Raw genomic sequence first — 17,584 nt, forward strand, 5'->3', positions numbered from 1 at the left:
AACAATTATTTTTTATCTTATTCGCCGAATAATTGGCTGCATGCCAGTTAAATAAAAAGAACCTGTTGAAGTTTCTCAACAAGCTGGGCAAACTCACGGATTTGCTGTCTGGTATAACTTAACTTATTGGTTATGCGGTACAATAACTGTGCTTACTGATGTTGATTTATTGCCCGCTTGGTCGGTTATCGTATAAGTAATTGTATATATGCGTCCCGTACCAGTAGCTAATCTTTCAGCACGCAAACTAAAAGAGGTAGCCGTTGTCCCCAAATCTGCCCCAATATCACCTTCGCCGCTATCCGGTTCATTGCATGTAATGGAGGTTAATACCACAGAGGCAACACCTGATGCAGCATCGCTCGAATACACCACTGCACTAACGGTGACCATTTGATGATTTGGCGGCCATATAGACGTTTTGTCTAATTGAATAGCGAGAATTGGTGCCGTTCTGTCAATCATAAACTCGACGTTCTGGATCTGTTCTACATTTCCTGCTTGATCCATACTGCGATAACCGACCTTATAAGTTCCTTCCTCAAAGGCAGGAATGGAACCATAATAAGTTATCCATTCTCTGTTATTCACTTGGTATTCGATTTTCGCCACGCCTGATAAATTATCCATTGCATATACGTTTAACGTTACAGCGGACGTATACCATCCATTGCTTCCATTAGGGATGCCTGGACTTACAGATGCGATACTTACCGGTGCAATCTTATCGATATTAGTTACTGCGTAGTTGGTTATATTGGATACATTGCCCACAGCATCCGTTCCTCTTGCATACACGGTATCATTATCCAAAATGAGGGCAGGAGCAGTGTACGCGGTCCATGCACCATTCATGCCCACTTTGTATTCTTTCATAGTTGCGTCAGTTGGATAGCTGACCGTTACAGTGACACCGTTGTTAGTCGGCGCAGTAAGATCGGCAACTAAGGTTGCATCTGCTGGAGGTTTTTGATCAATCTGAATCGTTATCGTGTGTTGGATTTCTATGTTGCCTGCTATGTCATATGACCTGAAGCTCACATTGGTTATGCCTTCATTTGTAAACACCAATGGGCCATTGTAAATATGCCAGTTTGTTCCATCAAAGCTATATTCCGTCTTATCAATTCCTGATCCTACCGAAGCATCCGATGCTGCTAAGGTTAACATCACATCGGAAGTATAGATCCCATCACTGCTCTTGGTACCTTCTAATAAGCCAGTTGTAACCGGTGGCGTATTGTCAACAATTGGCTCTGCAAGTACCCTCAGTTCTGCTACCGCTGCAAAGTTGACAGGTTTGACAAAACGTACATATCTGTAACTGCTTATATTCGTCACGTCCACCGACCATGTTGATTTATATGGCAACACACCAGCTCCTTGGCTTCCCAGTACGGTATAAGTTGCGAATGTACTGTCATTCGATGCCCGAATTTCAAAGTTGATTCGCGAAGAATTTTGGTCGGCATCCTGCCTGGTTACAAATTCGATTCGGCGAATCCGATACAAGCTTGCCTGTTCACCCATATCTACCGTCCATGATGCAGTACCGGCTGTTACCCAAGCCGTATTGATATTATTGTCGTTTGCTTTGCTTGCCGAGTAAGTCGCACTGTATTCACTTGTTGCCGTTGCCGGTCTTCCTTTTGCAATGTTCACAAGTGCAGGCTTTGTCGTGTTTGCAGCAATGACAAGGATATTTACAATAGACCGGACTTCAACTCCATCAATGGTAACACTGACAGTTACCGTAGTCTCTCCCGCTTTCGCACCTGTCACCCTTCCATTGCTGTTATTTATAGTTACAATGCTGCTATCCGCAGCGTTAAAGGCATAAATGGCTTGTGATAAATCCACTGGCTCGCCGGCTCTGGTTGTCAAGGCCGCTTTGATTTGTACAGTCTCTCCAACATTCAGAATCGGCGTCCCTTGCATAGAAAGCTGCATGAAATAAGGTATAAGCATGTTGTTCACTATATTAAAGTTATTTACAGCTAGAATTGGATTTAACGCTGCATCCTTCACTGCGCCTTCTGCAAGCGAAAGTGTAATTACTTTCTTATAACCGATCGGTTTATTCAACGTTATCTTTACTGTTTTGTTCTGGGTGTCGGTACTATCCAACGCAGCCTCCGTGACGATAGCATCTGTTCCTCCGAGGATAAATCTTGATGCTTGCAAAGCAGCTTTATCCAGTGCCTCGCTGAACGTCGCAGCAATAACCTTTCCTGTCTCATCCGTTACTGCGCTCACAAGTGTCGGTCCAATAACATCTACCAGAATGGGTGTCCGGGTAACACTTATCCCGGATGATTCTACGCCAGAATTAGTAAAGGTTTTCATAATAAAAGTATAAGGTACGCCACCTGCCAAGTTCTCAATGACGGCTGACTTCGTGCCTTTGGCAACCGATTTCACAACCGCACCGTCGTGATAAATTTTAACTCCAGCAAAGTTTGCATCCGACGGTTCGTCCCATGAGACTGTCAATTTCGCATCTCCCGGTTGAACGGTTATTGATGAAACCTCATTCTGAGAATCCTTGGGCTCAGCCAGTACCCTGAGTTCAGCTACCGCTGCAAAATTCACCGGTTTGACAAAGCGTATATATCTATAGCTGCTTGTATCTGTCAAATCAACAGACCATGTCGATCTATACGGTAATACACCAGGCCCTTGGCTTCCCAATGTTGTATAAGTTGCGAATGTACTGTCATTCGACGCCCTGATTTCAAAGTTGATTCGCGAAGAATTTTGATCAGCATCCTGTCTGGTTACAAATTCGATTCTACGAGGCCGATATAAGTCAACCTGTTCACCTAAATCTACCGTCCATGATGCTGTTCCGGCTGTAATCCAGGCCGTATTGATATTATCATCGATAGCCTTGCTTGCGGCATAGGTTGAGCTATATTCACTTGTTGCCGTTGCCGGCCTTCCTTTTGCAATGTTCACAAGCTCGGGCCGGGGAGTGCCCGCAGGGATAACAAGCAGATTTACGTTAGACAGGAATTCAATTCCGTCAATTTGGAAACTAACAGCTACTTTAGTTTCTCCCGCTTTTATCCCTGTCACCATACCATTACCGTTATTTACCGTTACAATGCTGCTATCCGCAGAGTTATAGGCAAGGATACCTTGCGATATTTCTACCGGCATGCCGTCTCTGGTTGTAAAAGCAGCTTTAATTTGTGTAGTCTCTCCAACATGCAGAATCGGCGACCCTACCATGGAAACCTTCATAAAATATGGGATAAGCGTATTATTGATGATACTGAAACCATTTGCTTCTTGAATACTATTTAATGCTACATCCTTTACTGCGCCTGCCGACAGTGTGAGAGTAACCGTCTTGCCATAACCAGCGGTCTTGTTCAGTAAAAGCTTTGCCTTTGCATTTCTGACATCCGCATAATCCATAACAGCGGAAGATACCACGGCAGTCGTACCGTTTAAGATAAATTTGGAAGCGTCCAAGATTCCCGAGTCCGAGATGGCTTCCAACGGTTCATAAAAAGTCAGCAAAATCTCAGTTCCCGTTTCATTCGTCTCAGCGCTCAACAGGGTCGGCGGCATAGTATCCAGCACAGCAGGCGGTGGGTTTCCCGCTACCGTCAAACGGATGTCCTGAAAGGCAGGCTCGATCCCAGCAAGATCCTTGACCCACTGAAGGTCGTTGTGATTACGTATAAAGGTATTGGACCCGTACGGTTCAATGTTGGTTTTAATCGTTCTTTCCGCATTCAAAATAACATTATTCATAACTGTCATTCCTGAACTTCTATTATCCAGGTAAATCCCAAGGTTCCGCCACCATTCTTTATCCGGAAAGTTGACAGTGGTCCAGGGCGAACGGACAACGTCGTGGATATAGTTTTCTTTGATTTGGGTGCCGGGCTGATAGGACAAAGTATAAATTCCGCCGCCGTCATCCAGCAAATTCATGACATTATAAATATGGTTATTCCTTATTATGTTATTCTTCAGTGCCGTTGGAGTAGTGGTAAAGCCCCAGCCTACCGACATTCCGCTATAAGGCAAATCTGTAATATCATTATGCTCTACCGTCAGTTCTTCCACATAGCCTCCAAAAATTCCTACGGCGCCATAATAGTCCTGCCCAGTTTTTGAGACATAGTTGTTATTAATTTGAATTCTTTTATCAATCTTTCGAGGATCGGTCGGAGCTGCAGTTAGTGTATAGAGTTTGCTTGCTACCCCAACACCGTTGCCGGAAATATCCGTAAACACATTGCCCACAATGGATGTATCGAAATTGCCGTAACTCAGGTCCAACCCCGTTGCGCCCAAATGCTTGAACGTATTGCGCTCAAACCGGATATTGCCTGCAGCTTCCATCAGTACCGCTCCGGGAAGCTTGCCGCCATACCAGAGGCCTCCGACCGTATAATATGTCGCCTGTACGGCGGCATAACCATCATTAGGCTTCAGCCAGGTGGAATGCTCGAAACTCACACCATGGAATTGAATATGATGTACGGGATTATCCACGGTGCCCGTAAGTTTGACCACGGTTTCCAATTTGGGGGCGATAACGACAGCAGTAGACATATCCTCGCCCGGACGAGGTTGATAATAGACTTCTTGATTCTCCTTGTCTAAGAACCACTCCCCGCCCTGATCCAAAAAGGCCAATTTATTCTCAAAATGATAGGATTGATTGGATTCGCTTTTTGGATTTTCATTGCCGATAACCTGGTCCCTTTCAGGCTCCTTGGGGGTTATGGTCGCCTCAGTATTTCCGATATTGACGGATTCAACTAGAAGATGCCGGTCCGCCCAATGGGTCTGAATGACCATTTCAGCAGTGCCTGATCCCCCAACCAAGCCATCGGCTTCGGAGAGGTTCACTTTGATGGTCTTGTTGTCGTTATCAAAGGATTTTAATCTATAAAAACTTCCTGCATTCGGTGTACGCGCCCTGATGCCACGGTCGCCATTGATATATAGCTGCCGGAAGTCAAGTGAATCGACCGGGGCCTTGTAAAGCCCTGCCGACATTAATTGCCACCCAGTGATAGGCTGGCCCCCGCTAATGATCGGGGTTTCCCCCGGATAAGCCTTATAGATAATGTTATAGCCGTTTAGTCCGGAATCCTCCGGTTCAAATGTAAGCGTGCTGCTTTGAAAATATGTTCCTCCCCGTAGATATACGGTAATATCCCCGGTCATGGTATGATTGGCGATAGATTCCCTGACTGTGTCACGTGCTTTTGTTATGGTTAGAAAAGGACTGCTTTCCATCCCATTTCCGGTCATATCTGAACCGCTTGGGGATACATAAACTATTTCTTGTGGTTGTGTTTCTTCTGCTGATACCGAGTTATAAACAAAAGGATTGAAAATAAATAGTAACAAAGCCAGAGCTGTAAGCTCAACAAATCGAATCAAATGTTTAATTACTTTTATTAACATCTTTTACCTCCTAATTAAATGGATGTATCGAAACCCATTTGATTTTACGAAAACACATGCTGATAGCGTTTTCATGATTGGAAATTACATTACACGTCCAACAAGTTCACAACCAACCTCCTTAAATAAATTTGTAAAATTTGTTTCTCCTAACTAACCAAGGAAAGGAACCTATCACAGAGATAAGCGACTGTAATTACAGATTTATTCTATACTTTCAAGTTAAACTGCAACATGAATGAAACAATTATTTTTTGTCTTATTCGCCGAAATTTTTAGTTTATAAAATGAAAAAAACCTGAGGCTTTGCCTCAGGTCATTGGGCTCATTTTCACAAGCAGCCATTGTGTTATTTTATAAATTTATCATGAATCAACAGAAAAATGTGTAACATTCATCTCTCTGTAACGACCAGGAGTACTCCCTTCCACCTTCTTGAAAATCCGTATAAAATAAGTCGGCTGATAGCCTACTTGCTCGGCAATATCGTTCATTTTCATATCGGTTGTCCGCAAAAGCTCCTTGGCTTTCTCCAAACGAATATTTGTCAGAAAGTCGATAAAGTTCGTCCCCGTGTATTGTTTAAATTCCTTGCTTAAATTGTAGGAAGTGATCCCATGTGCATCCGCGCAGGATTCCAGAGAAATCGGAGTATGGTAATGCTCATGAATGGCGTCTATCACCTTATTCACGATCTGCTTCATGATCTTCTGCCGCGTGTTGGAGAGCTCGGCGACATACGGTTGTATGATTCTTGATCGCATCCATCGAAGCATCTCTTCCGGGACTTTAATGGCGCTCAATTGTTCGAATAGGTTACCATCGCGATGCAGTGCTGCCGAATACACACCTGATTTCAGTAAAGCATGCAGAATACTTCCCAGAAGCTGCAGCATTCCTTGTTGGAACAGCATCTCCTTGCCTTGGCTTTGCTTTAAAATTTTAACAAAACTCTCTAGCTGCCTAACTGCTTCCTTTTCCACACCCATTTTCATGGATTGAATGATCGCATTTTCAATATCAAACGGATAGTTAACATGAGGGGCTACCTGCGGAAGCAAATTATCCATATCTAAGATCTGTTCGTTTTTGTCTAAATCTCTGAACCTCAGTGCTTCCCTTGCTTCCTCCAATGATTTATGAATATCTTGTGCAAGATATACGAGCTTTCCTACGCCTACGGTAAATCTCATTTGCGTAAATCGAGTCAGAATATTGATCAATTCTCCAGACAGTCGGAATACATCGCTCTTGACCTGCTCCTTGGGAAGCTCTGACGGATAAGCAAGTAAAACAGCAAAAGAAAGATCATAGAAATTGATCACTTCTGCATCCTTAGAACTGCTTTTCAATATTTCTTGTGAAATATTGACCGCAGAGAAGGTTGCAAGCTGTTCGTCGCCTTCATGAAACTTTCCTTTCTTATCTGCGATGCCATCCATCCGGACCAGGATAATAGCAAAGCCCTTATCGTCTGCATTCCAGCCGTGGAGCGACATCTTCTTCTTCAGCTCAGCTTCGGAGAAGAAATATAAGTGTCCCTGTATTAATTGCAGCAATAACCCTTCCTTCAACGATTGACGGCTTTGCTCCAGATTCACGTGCAGCTCTCTGCTTTCATGAATCATCTTCCGCCATTTTCCTTCGATGAATTGGAATTCGTCATTTTTCTCAGCAGGTGCTGCTCCTCCCCCAACGCTATCCATGAACATACCTACCAAATGCTTAACCGGCCTGTAAATGCTTCGGGATGCCAACAAGGAAAGGACAACAGCAACCAGTAACCCTATCAAGCTGACAGCAAGGCCAAGCTTCGAAACCAAAATGACTGGTGCTGTTAGTTTGGAAAGCGGCGTAGCCACTACATACTTCCAACCGTTTCGCGATAACACCCCTATCGTAACGGAATAACTCGCCCCCTTCTGATTATAGATAAAATCGCCGCCTTGGCGTACTTGTTGTAATACTTCCTGCCGAACGGCTTCATCCATTTCGTTAGGTCCCGAACTTTGACGTCTGCCGTTTGTTACCCATTCACCGTCTTTATTTAGGATGAAGGCGACCCCTTCCCCATCAGGATTAAGAGGAAATAACAAATCATCTAAATGGCTCTTATTGATATACAGAATGATGGTACCGAAGGGAGCTCCTTCCAGTCCCTGCACTTTGTGAACAAGAGCTACGTTCACTTTGTTTTTATATTTGAGCGCGCTGACAGGATGATCCCACCAGAAAAGGGATGATTTCGTAGTTAAAAGCTGTTGAAACGTTTGCTTGCTTGGTTCTTCCGCTATTGAATTGATCCCTTCATCATCGGAAATTAATAATTGGTCTTTTTGCAAATACAGCACCGCATTGTCGATCAAAGGGTTGGTTTCCTTCAATATCCTTAAAGACACCAGTAACTCTCGCGTCGTATCTGGTTTCTGGCGTAAATCGCCATTAAGCAAGTCGCTGTTAAAAATCGGATTAAATCCCCATTGATTTCCAACTAATTCCAGGTGAGACAGTTGTTTTTCCATACTGTTATAGATTTGTTGAAGCTGCAGTTGATGGCTTCGCTTTACTTCCGTTTCTATTTGTTTAACAGCAATAAAATAATTACAAGCAGCAATGATCGCCATGGGAAGACAGGTTACTATAAATACAATGATTAAGTTTTTATAATAATAATTCAGGTTTAGCTTCCTCATGGCGATCTGCCCACCTCTAGTAACATTAGTAAGGTTCTTAGATGTTAGTATTAAACAAAGCCCAAGCCATACCTGCTTTACTTGCCAGCTTTCTTCTTATATGCTGCATTCATCTCTTCCATCGCTTTAACCCAATTCGGATCCACCGCCAGTTTCGTCGCATAAGCATCCCAGCTTTCTAGCGGCTCTGTTCCCAAAATGATTTTCACCTGAAGATCTGTTGTCTTCTTAAAAAATTCATTTCGGTATTTGGTCCATGTCTCGGAATAAAGTCCTGTAGCTGGGCTAGAAATACTGATCTTGCTTATTTCATCAATGATTCCTTTATTTCTATTGTAATAATCTGCTGCGATATTGGGAGCAACCGCATAGGTATATTTATTGTACTTAGTGAAAATTTGGCCGAAGGCCGACGTTGAAACAATATCTTTTTGAGCCTGCTCCGTCTGTTTATAGAAGTCGCCGTCTTTAGTGAAATGAACGTCCTTAAACCCATATGCACCCAACTCATAGCCTTCATCGGAAGCGCCGTAATCAATAAATGTCAAAATTTTCTTCAATTTAGCCTCAGGGACTGACTTCGGAATGACAAATACACCGCTGTAGCCCAAGCTTTTACTATTATATTTATTTCCGCTTGGACCCGTTAATGAAACCAGAGGAAGCATGTCTCCCTTAGGATCCGTCTTTCTTATTCCTTCCGTGAGCACCCATCCTGTCGAGACAGCATCAAAGGAAACCCCTGCTTTACCTGCCATGACAGATTCTCTCGCCTGTGTATTCTTGAGCGTAGCAAAATCCTTGTGAATCAACCCATCCGCATACGCTTTTCGCAGCCAAGCAATCGCCTCTTTCGTCGATGGATCCGTTGTCATGTTGATCAATTTACCGCTATTGTCGAGCTTCCAACTGTCATTGGCATTTTGGAACGTACTTATAATCCCATTGAAACTGCCCAAACTTAAGCCGCCTGAATCAATGTTGCCCACCAATCCAACCGTATCCGCTTTACCATTTCCGTCAGGGTCATTCTTTGTAAATGCTTCCATCACTTTATAGAGATCGTCCATCGTTTGCGGAACCTTCAGATTTAGCTTATCCAGCCAATCCTTACGAACGGACAACATGCCCGCTTCCAATCCCCGAACGCGGGGGATGGCGTACATTTTACCATCCTGGTACCGGGTATTATCATAGGCTTCCTTCGGGTAAGCTTTCAAATTAGGGTAGTCGTTTATATATTTCTCCAAATCCCAAAAGGCGCCCTGAGCGGCCATAGTTCTTACATTTGATGCAAAATTATCCCCGATTAAAGTAATGTCCGGAATTTCTCCGGATGCGAGGGTAACGTTTACCTTCTCGTTATAGCTGTTTGGAGACACCCATGTAATGGTGAGCTTGGTGTTGGTCCGTTTCTCGATTTCTTTGATCACCACATTATCCGGGCCAGGAGGCTCTGCTCCATAGAACGTAGACATAATGCTAATGGGTGTTGGTGGTTCTAACGCTTTCGCACTGGCAGTTGGCATTGAGCTGCCACTTGTATTCGTAGCGGGTGTGCCGCTTTCTTTAGCGCATGCCGCCAGCAGTGTACCTGTTGCAAGCGTTAAAACCAGAAGTACGGCCGACTTCTTTCGAATGGATGTGAGGTGTTTCATTGTTTTTTTCCTCCCTTTTTGGCAACTCAACATACTGTATGATCTCATTCCTTGATAGAGCCTACCAAAACTCCTTTGGTAAAATGCTTTTGAAGGAATGGGTATACCATTAGAATGGGGATCGTAGCAATAAGGACGGCCGCCATCTTGATCGATTGCGGGTTTATGATTTGCCCTTCCTCGAGAATGTTCCCCCCACCGGCCGAAGTACTGGAATCGATCAGCATCTGCCTTAACACCAGCTGCAGCGGCCATTTTTGGAAATCATTGATATAAAGAACCGCATTAAAAAATACATTCCAATAACCTATCGCAAAAAACAATCCGAATGTAGCCAACGCCGGAAGAGATAGCGGTAAAATAATCCGCCACCACACATGAACATCGTTACATCCGTCAATAACAGCTGCTTCTTCCAAGCTTGAGGGAATGCTATCAAAGAAGCTTTTGATCAGAAACACATTCCAACCGCTGCTTAACGCGGGAAGAATGAGCGCCCACAAGGAATTAATCAAGCCCAAGTCCTTGATTAACAAATAATTCGGAATCAAACCGGGCTGAAATAAAGTTGTGAACAAGATCAGCAGCAGTATCGACTTTCTGCCTAGCATGCGCTTTCTGGATAATGCATAGGCTAGCGCGGAAGTAACCATCAAACTCATTGCCGTGCCTATTACGGCAAGATAAACGCTTATGCCCATGGAACGCGGAAACAGCGGCGTAGATAGCAGGTATCGGTAATTCTCTAAGGTAAAACCTTGCGGATATAGGATAAGTCCACCCTTCAAATATACAGCAGGGTCTGTGAATGAAACACAGAATACATAATAAAGGGGAAAGATCGAAACAATTCCAATTAAGACCAACAGCAACGTATTCGTTCTTTCAAACATTTTCTCCGAAAAGGTTTGTTTATGCATAGCTTCCTCCCCCCTCTTGTTAATATAGACCATCTTGGCCAAACATCTTAGCAAGCTTGTTGGCTGCTACCACCATAATTAACCCAACAAACGACTTGAACAAACCAACAGATGCCGTATAGCTGAATTCCCCATTTAATATGCCATTTCTGTACACATACGTGTCGAACACATCCGAAACGTTCGATACGGCCGCGCTGCCCATTAGGAATACTTGTTCAAATCCAACATCCATAACGTCCCCCAGTCGTAATATCAAAAGAACAATAATGACATTACGTATTCCTGGTAAAGTAACATGCCTGATTTGTTTCAATCTGCTAGCCCCATCCATTTTGGCGGCCTCATATAGGGTTGGATCAATGCCGGCGATTGCTGCCAGAAATATGACCGTTCCGAAGCCGGCATCTTTCCAAATTGTTTGCAGGGTTAACATAATCCAGAACAATCCAGGAGAAGTCAAGAACGCTATTTTGTCAAAACCGAGGAACACAAGGATTGCGTTAACCACGCCTTCCGACTGTCCGAGCATGATAAAGCTGAGTCCGGCAATAATGACCCATGACAGGAAGTAAGGGAAGTAGATAACCGTTTGGACCACTCTTTTGAAAACCATCTGCCTAACTTCATTTAACATAATGGAAAAGAGGATCGGTGCCGGAAAAAACAGCAATATATTTAAAGTACTGATAGCTAATGTGTTCCGCAGCAACAGATAGAAATCCTCATTGCCAAAAAACCGCGCAAAATGTTCAAGTCCCACCCAATCGCTCTTCAGAATACCCGCATAAGGCGAATAATTTTGAAAAGCAATGACCAAGCCCCACATGGGAACATATTTAAAAATGATAAAAAATAAGATGCCTGGCAATGCGAGTAGATATAAAAAACGGTCACGAAATAAAATGTTCATGGTTTGCTTCCATTTCATTCGCGACTTCGTTGGTGACTTTCCTCTTTTGCCATGAAGAATTGAATCTGGTGAAATTGATGCCTTACTCATGGTTAATGCTCCTCCTATCCTTGGTCGGTCCTTCTGTCTCGAAGTTGATAGCTTCAATTTACCCCACGTCAAAGCTGTTCGTCTACGCGACTCTTTTGCCTCCATATCTTATTGAAACCTTGATACATAGCCATTTCCAAACGCCTCTTCTCTCTTCTGGCAAAAATGTTCAACTCTTTTGCTGCACATTTTTGCGAAATAAGTACATGGCATAAAAGTGAAATGCAGCCCCCCCTGATTAGTGAGACTGCACTTTGATTTAATCATTAGCTATTCTTCGTTTAATAACCTTGGCGGGTACACCAACGGCAACACTGTAAGGAGGTATATCCCGCGTCACAACAGAACCTCCTCCAATGACTGAGCCTTTGCCGATCGTAACTCCAGCGGTAATGTTTACCCTTCCGGCGATCCAAACATCGTCCTCAATCGTAATCGGCGCAAATTCAACCCCTTGCTTGTAAATCGGATTATCCACGTCATCGAATCGGTGGTTGCCTGCGATGATGATGGCATGTGAAGCAATGCGCACATAATTTCCAATCATGATTCGCCCGCTTGTATCTTGAGAAAATCCATATCCTACGATATTGGAATAAGCCTGTATCGAACAGTATTTCCCAACGGTTACATTCCCCTGTAGCAATACTCCAAGAGCGACCGTAGAATGTTCACCGATCTCAATCGCTCCGTCCCGCGGACAAATTCTCGCTTCGGGGCTAATTAGGCAAGTCGGGTGTATATTTGACCTCGGGTGACGCGATGCCAACCAGTACCCGAATCTGCAAGCCAATCTCCGGCCCCATGTTTGTTTACCCGGCATGCTGTATGCTCCATCCAAAATCGTCCAAAGGCTCATTTCAATGCCTCCGCGACATCAATCTCGCATACAACAGCGTACTGATTAGGAAGTGTATTCACAAGTACCTTTTTGCCGTCCGGGGAGAACACGGGATGATGGCATACACGATAAGGATTTCTGCCGCTTGGTTCCTTCTCACCGAATACACGAGGCAGGAATAAGCTTTGAATGACCTGATCCGTTCGTACATCAATGAATAGAACCTCTCCAGGTATTGTTCCTGTATCCGTTACGAGCAGATTATGATCCGACGGCGAAATACTTGGATGTCCCCCGCTGCAATGCTTGCTGATTCTTTGGTAACAGCTACCGTCGTAACGAACTTGCGCCAGACATAAAAGAGACAAGTCTTCCGGATCCGGCCCATATCCGATCAAGTGCTCTCCGTCTGGATGCCAAAACCAGTGAACGCCTTGCTTCCCATAGCTTAGATCAACGGCCAGATGCAGTTCCTTCAGATCTTTGTCTGCCGTAAATACGTATGCCAATCTAGGCTCTCCTCTGCTTTTGTCCACGCAATGGTTTCCAAAGTAGAATAGCAGCCGACTACCGTTTGCATTCCACCGGACGCAATAGCTCATCAACGTTAAGCCTTCGGCGCTTCCCAGCCGCTGCTTGACCTCTTGATCGCTTTGAAGCAGATGATCGCGATGTGGATGCCGTTCCAATATTTCCGATGTACTTAGAGCTAGCTCCTTCTTGTTCGGATCAAACGAGTATCGGAACAATCCATGATCTCCCCTCATCTGGAAAGGGACAGGTGACAGCTTGGGTTGAAATCGGTCATATCCGTAGCCAGCCGCATAGAGCATCCCCATTAAACCGGAAATAATCGGCTCGCCGAATGGTGGCGCTCCCTCCATGTCGCCTTCCATTGTCAGATCTGTTCCTGTACTTAATTCGCGTCTAATAATTCGCGGTCGATTGAAGGTTCCGCTTTGGTAATATACATATTTTCCATCCGGGCTCCAAGATTGCCATAGACCCGTATGAAAGAACCCGGAGTGGAGTGCAGTTTGTCCAAAACGATCCAGCACTTCTCCTTTCGGAGAAACAATGAACACCTCTCCGGTGTGCTTCTCTAAATCACCGCCCGCTAACAGAATACGACCTGACCCGTCCGGTGCATAGGGGGATAAAGTATAATAACTGTGCACGCACCAACGATCTTGTATCTGAATAGGGCGAATTGAAGGATGATCTATAATTCCAAATTGGTTCAAGTGAACACCTCTCCTCTATTTGATATAAATAATGATTTTATCCTTTCGTTCTATGATTATATTCCCAGGACCGGCTTCCTTACCATTCATGTAATGACCATCATTTGCACAAAATGATTAAATAGTTATGGTGTAAGATATTATTGTCCATGTAAAAAAATAAACATAAAAAAACTGCCTGAGATCAACTCAAGCAGTTTTTTATGTCCTAATCACATTCCCACACCTATTCTCTCAATTCCACCCGTGCCAATTGGGATTGAACCATCATCTTATCGTAATGATCTGGATCATTCTTAATCGAAGTCAGTAAGGTACCCAGAATCCCTCCAAGGAATCCAAGCGGTATAGAAACAATTCCTGGATTATTCAAAGGGAACAGTGCTTCACGGCGAATCCAGCCAGACGATGGATCCATTACATTGGGACTCAGAATCACGAACAAGATCGAAGCGATAAGTCCCGTTAACAGCCCGATTATGGCACCGGTTGAATTGAACCGGCGCCAGTACAACGTTAGCAGCAGCAGAGGCAAGTTCGCGGAAGCGGCTACCGCAAAAGCCAGCGAGACAAGGAATGCTACGTTTAACCGCTGCGCACCTAAAGCAAGTACGATAGACAATACGCCGACCACTACCGCCGAACATTTGGCAACCAGCATCTGCTGGGCCTCCGTGGCTTTTCCCTTTTTCAGTATACTACTGTAAATATCATGCGAAAAAGCGGACGTTGCGGCTAGCACCAACCCAGAAACAACAGCCAGAATGGTGGCAAAAGCAACCGCTGAAATGAACGCCATCCAAAATTCGCCGCCAAGCGCCTTTGCGAGTAAAGGTGCCGCCATATTATCCTCACCCAATAATAAAGTTCGATCAACGAAGGCAGCAGCACCAAAACCAAGAAAGATGGTCATTACATAAAATGCACCGATTAGCCAAGTTGCATGAATGACGGAAGACCTGACGGTCTGCGCCTCCTTGACTGTATAGAATCTGGAGATGATGTGCGGCAGCCCTGCTGTCCCCAATACCAAAGCCAGATTAAAGGAAAGCGTATCCAAGGGTCCCGAAAATAAATTCCCAGGCTGCACAAATTTCTCCTTTAACGGAGTTGCTTGCGAAACATACGCATACAGATCAAATAGATTCCAATTAAATCTGGAAAGTACCATCAGGCTGATCATAAAAGTACTGCACACGAGTAAAATAGCCTTAATGATTTGTACCCAAGAAGTGGCAAGCATACCGCCAAAAGCCACATAGATTGTCATCAAGCTGCCGACTGCAAGGATTGCAGAGGAATATTCCACACCTAGCAGTAAATGAATGATACCCCCTGCGCCAACCAACTGAGCAATCATATAAAAGATCGTGATCAAAATATTGTTAATCGCCATCCAACCTCTAAGATTCTTCTCTTGAAACCTCACTGCGATTGCATCTGCCATCGTAAAACGTCCCAGATTATGCAGCGGTTCTGCGATTATATAGAGTACAATCACGTAGGATGCTAGAAAACCTATTGAATAGAAAAAACCATCAAAGCCATATATCGCAATGGTCCCCGTAATACCAAGAAAAGAAGCGGCACTCATATAATCACCGGAAATGGCCAGCCCGTTTTGCAAGCCAGTAAGTCGATTTCCAGCTACGTAAAAGTCATTCGTATTCATTGTACGTTTAGCAGAATGGTACGTAATAACCAGCGTTCCAATCACTACGGCCACGAAAAAGACAAACGCGGAAAAATTCATAATGACCCGATTCCTTCCTAGGCTGCTCTTTATTTACTACTAAAAGAATAGCATATTTAGGCCCACAAAAAAGTAAAAACATGCAGCAAGCCTTAGGAAAGGCTGACTGCATGTTTCTTGGCGTTCAAGAGAAGGGGCTGCTTACATACCCGTGTTTGCTTTTACATTAATTTCCGTATATTTGACATCATCTCTTTGCGTGGAAAGCATCGTTCCGATATAGGCTCCAAGGAATCCAAGCGGAATGGAGATAATGCCAGGATTGGCCAAATTAATAAGCGGATTACCAACCAGAATCGCCTTCCCTGCCTCTCCCCAAATATTTGGGCCCACAGCAACAAGAAGGATACAGCTTAATAGTCCACTTAACATACCGACAATCGCGCCCGTCGTGTTAAACCTTTTCCAGTAGACGGTGAAGAGAATGACTGGTAAATTAGCGCTCGCCGCAACAGCGAAGGCAATGGATACCAAGAATGCTACATTGAGCTTTTGAGCAAACAGTGCCAAGATAATTGAGAGCATGGCTACACCAATCGAAGCGAAACGGGCTATTTTCAATTCTTCCTTATCCGTCGCTTTGCCTTTACGAACGATTTGACCGTAAAAATCATGGGAGAAGGCCGATGCAGCAGAAAGCACCAATCCGGTAACTACCGCTAATATCGTGGCAAAAGCAACTGCGGAAATAAAAGCAAACAAGAAGTCCCCGCCTAGTGCTTTGGCCAATAGCGGCGCAGCCATGTTTCCGCCTTTATCTATCGCTGTAATATCTTTTGCGCCAACAAATGCCGCAGCTCCAAAGCCAAGGAATAAGGTCATGACATAGAAAATACCGATAACCCATGTTGCAGAGACGACCGAACTTCTTGCCGTAGCCGCATTTTTTACGGTATAAAAGCGAGTAAGAATATGCGGTAATCCGGCAGTTCCGAGCACCAGTGCAAGGTTGAGGGAGAGCGTTTCAATCGGAATCTTATATTTGTTACCAGGATTTAGAAATGCCTCTTTCAAGGGTGTCGCAGTTTTCAATTGGGTAAACATTTCGGAAATACTGAAATTAAACTTAGCTAGAACGATAAGTGACAGGATCAGCGTCCCACCCATCAGAAGAACAGCTTTCGTAATTTGCACCCAACTCGTGGCCCGCATTCCGCCAAATACCACATAGATGGTCATCAGGATGCCCACAATTAATACAGAGGTATAGTAATTAAAGCCGAATAATAGTTTGATCAAGGCACCCGCACCAACAAGCTGCGCGATCATATAGAAGATGGAAATGGTGATCGTGTTTAATGCGGCAACCCCACGAACATTCTGATTAGCAAATCGGGCCGCGATCATATCCGCCATCGTATATTTCCCTAAATTCCGAAGCGGTTCCGCCACTAAAATAAAGGACGACAAGATAAGCAACTAGAAAACCTAGACTGTAGAAGAATCCATCAAATCCAGTCAAGGCAATCGTCCCTGCGATTCCCAAGAAAGATGCTGCCGACATATAATCTCCGGCAATGGCAAGCCCGTTCTGCCACCCTGTTAATCCTCCGCCACCCGTATAGAACTCATTCGAGCTATCGGTTTTCTTAGCTGCATAATACGTAATAATCATCGTTAATAAAATAATGCAAAGAAATAGAATGACGGCAGTTGGACTCATGACGGATTACCCCCCATTTCCGATTTTATTTCTTCAATTTGTCGGTCGAATTCCTTAGATTTCCTGGAGTAAATGATACAGAGTGCCCAAGTCATCAGAAACTGGGCAAATGCGTACACCCATGCCCACGAAATAGGGCCGATTGCCGGATTATTCAATACTTTGGTGTAAGAGGTTAAGATGGGTAGAGTAAAGTAAAAAAGGAGGAAAAAGACTGTCATCGGAATGATGAATCGTTTTTTGCTGCCGATTAATTTCTTGAATTTTTCTGACTGTGCCACTTCCCCATATTGAATAGGCTTGCCGTTTGACATTTGCTTAGCCCCCCTAATGTAAGCGTCTTCAAATTGATTATATGCGAATTTTTGCC

General features: G+C 44.2%; 9 protein-coding genes and 1 pseudogene. All 10 read right to left on the minus strand.

Features of this window, described 5'->3' with window-relative positions; all coding sequences use genetic code 11:
- Positions 1–123: 123 nt before the first annotated feature.
- The 10 genes and pseudogenes from QFZ81_RS27015 to QFZ81_RS27060 all read right to left on the minus strand — a co-directional run bounded on the left by QFZ81_RS27015 (position 124) and on the right by QFZ81_RS27060 (position 17,528).
- On the minus strand, positions 124–5,439 hold the full coding sequence (locus QFZ81_RS27015) for an OmpL47-type beta-barrel domain-containing protein (protein ID WP_307605413.1): 5,316 nt from the start codon (positions 5,437–5,439) through the stop codon (positions 124–126).
- Positions 5,440–5,804: 365 nt separating this feature from the next.
- Entirely contained in the window at positions 5,805–8,132 is a 2,328-nt protein-coding gene (locus tag QFZ81_RS27020) for a helix-turn-helix domain-containing protein (RefSeq protein WP_307605414.1), read from the minus strand.
- A gap of 77 nt (positions 8,133–8,209) precedes the next feature.
- A complete protein-coding gene (locus tag QFZ81_RS27025; RefSeq protein ID WP_307605415.1) occupies positions 8,210–9,790 on the minus strand; it encodes an extracellular solute-binding protein in 1,581 nt (526 codons plus the stop codon).
- Positions 9,791–9,834: 44 nt separating this feature from the next.
- Positions 9,835–10,710 (minus strand): carbohydrate ABC transporter permease, encoded by an 876-nt coding sequence (locus QFZ81_RS27030; RefSeq protein WP_307439654.1) that lies wholly within the window; start codon positions 10,708–10,710, stop codon positions 9,835–9,837.
- Positions 10,711–10,729: 19 nt separating this feature from the next.
- Complete coding sequence (locus QFZ81_RS27035) at positions 10,730–11,713, minus strand: ABC transporter permease (RefSeq protein ID WP_307439652.1); 984 nt, start codon at positions 11,711–11,713, stop codon at positions 10,730–10,732.
- A 259-nt stretch (positions 11,714–11,972) separates the two neighbouring features.
- Positions 11,973–12,572 carry an acyltransferase gene (locus QFZ81_RS27040; RefSeq protein WP_307439650.1) on the minus strand — a complete coding sequence of 200 codons (600 nt, stop codon included), beginning with the start codon at positions 12,570–12,572 and terminating at the stop codon, positions 11,973–11,975.
- On the minus strand, positions 12,569–13,798 hold the full coding sequence (locus tag QFZ81_RS27045) for a hypothetical protein (protein ID WP_307605416.1): 1,230 nt from the start codon (positions 13,796–13,798) through the stop codon (positions 12,569–12,571). Before QFZ81_RS27045 ends, QFZ81_RS27040 begins: the two co-directional genes overlap by 4 nt.
- Positions 13,799–14,024: 226 nt before the next feature.
- On the minus strand, positions 14,025–15,551 hold the full coding sequence (locus tag QFZ81_RS27050; protein WP_307605417.1) for a solute symporter family protein: 1,527 nt from the start codon (positions 15,549–15,551) through the stop codon (positions 14,025–14,027).
- Positions 15,552–15,692: 141 nt separating this feature from the next.
- Positions 15,693–17,214: pseudogene (locus QFZ81_RS27055) on the minus strand (solute symporter family protein).
- On the minus strand, positions 17,211–17,528 hold the full coding sequence (locus QFZ81_RS27060) for a DUF485 domain-containing protein (protein WP_307439645.1): 318 nt from the start codon (positions 17,526–17,528) through the stop codon (positions 17,211–17,213). Before QFZ81_RS27060 ends, QFZ81_RS27055 begins: the two are co-directional and overlap by 4 nt.
- Between the last annotated feature and the right edge of the window lie 56 nt (positions 17,529–17,584).

Origin of the sequence: Paenibacillus sp. V4I9 (assembly GCF_030817295.1) — a bacterium.
GTDB lineage: Bacteria > Bacillota > Bacilli > Paenibacillales > NBRC-103111 > Paenibacillus_E.

Bases quoted from the DNA above. Each gene is read 5' to 3' on its own strand.
- QFZ81_RS27030 (WP_307439654.1), bottom strand. From the start codon at position 10,710: ATGCATAAACAAACCTTTTCGGAGAAAATGTTTGAAAGAACGAATACG.
- QFZ81_RS27060 (WP_307439645.1), bottom strand. From the start codon at position 17,528: ATGTCAAACGGCAAGCCTATTCAATATGGGGAAGTGGCACAGTCAGAA.
- QFZ81_RS27035 (WP_307439652.1), bottom strand. From the start codon at position 11,713: ATGAGTAAGGCATCAATTTCACCAGATTCAATTCTTCATGGCAAAAGA.
- QFZ81_RS27040 (WP_307439650.1), bottom strand. From the start codon at position 12,572: ATGAGCCTTTGGACGATTTTGGATGGAGCATACAGCATGCCGGGTAAA.
- QFZ81_RS27020 (WP_307605414.1), bottom strand. From the start codon at position 8,132: ATGAGGAAGCTAAACCTGAATTATTATTATAAAAACTTAATCATTGTA.
- QFZ81_RS27050 (WP_307605417.1), bottom strand. From the start codon at position 15,551: ATGAATTTTTCCGCGTTTGTCTTTTTCGTGGCCGTAGTGATTGGAACG.
- QFZ81_RS27025 (WP_307605415.1), bottom strand. From the start codon at position 9,790: ATGAAACACCTCACATCCATTCGAAAGAAGTCGGCCGTACTTCTGGTT.
- QFZ81_RS27015 (WP_307605413.1), bottom strand. From the start codon at position 5,439: ATGTTAATAAAAGTAATTAAACATTTGATTCGATTTGTTGAGCTTACA.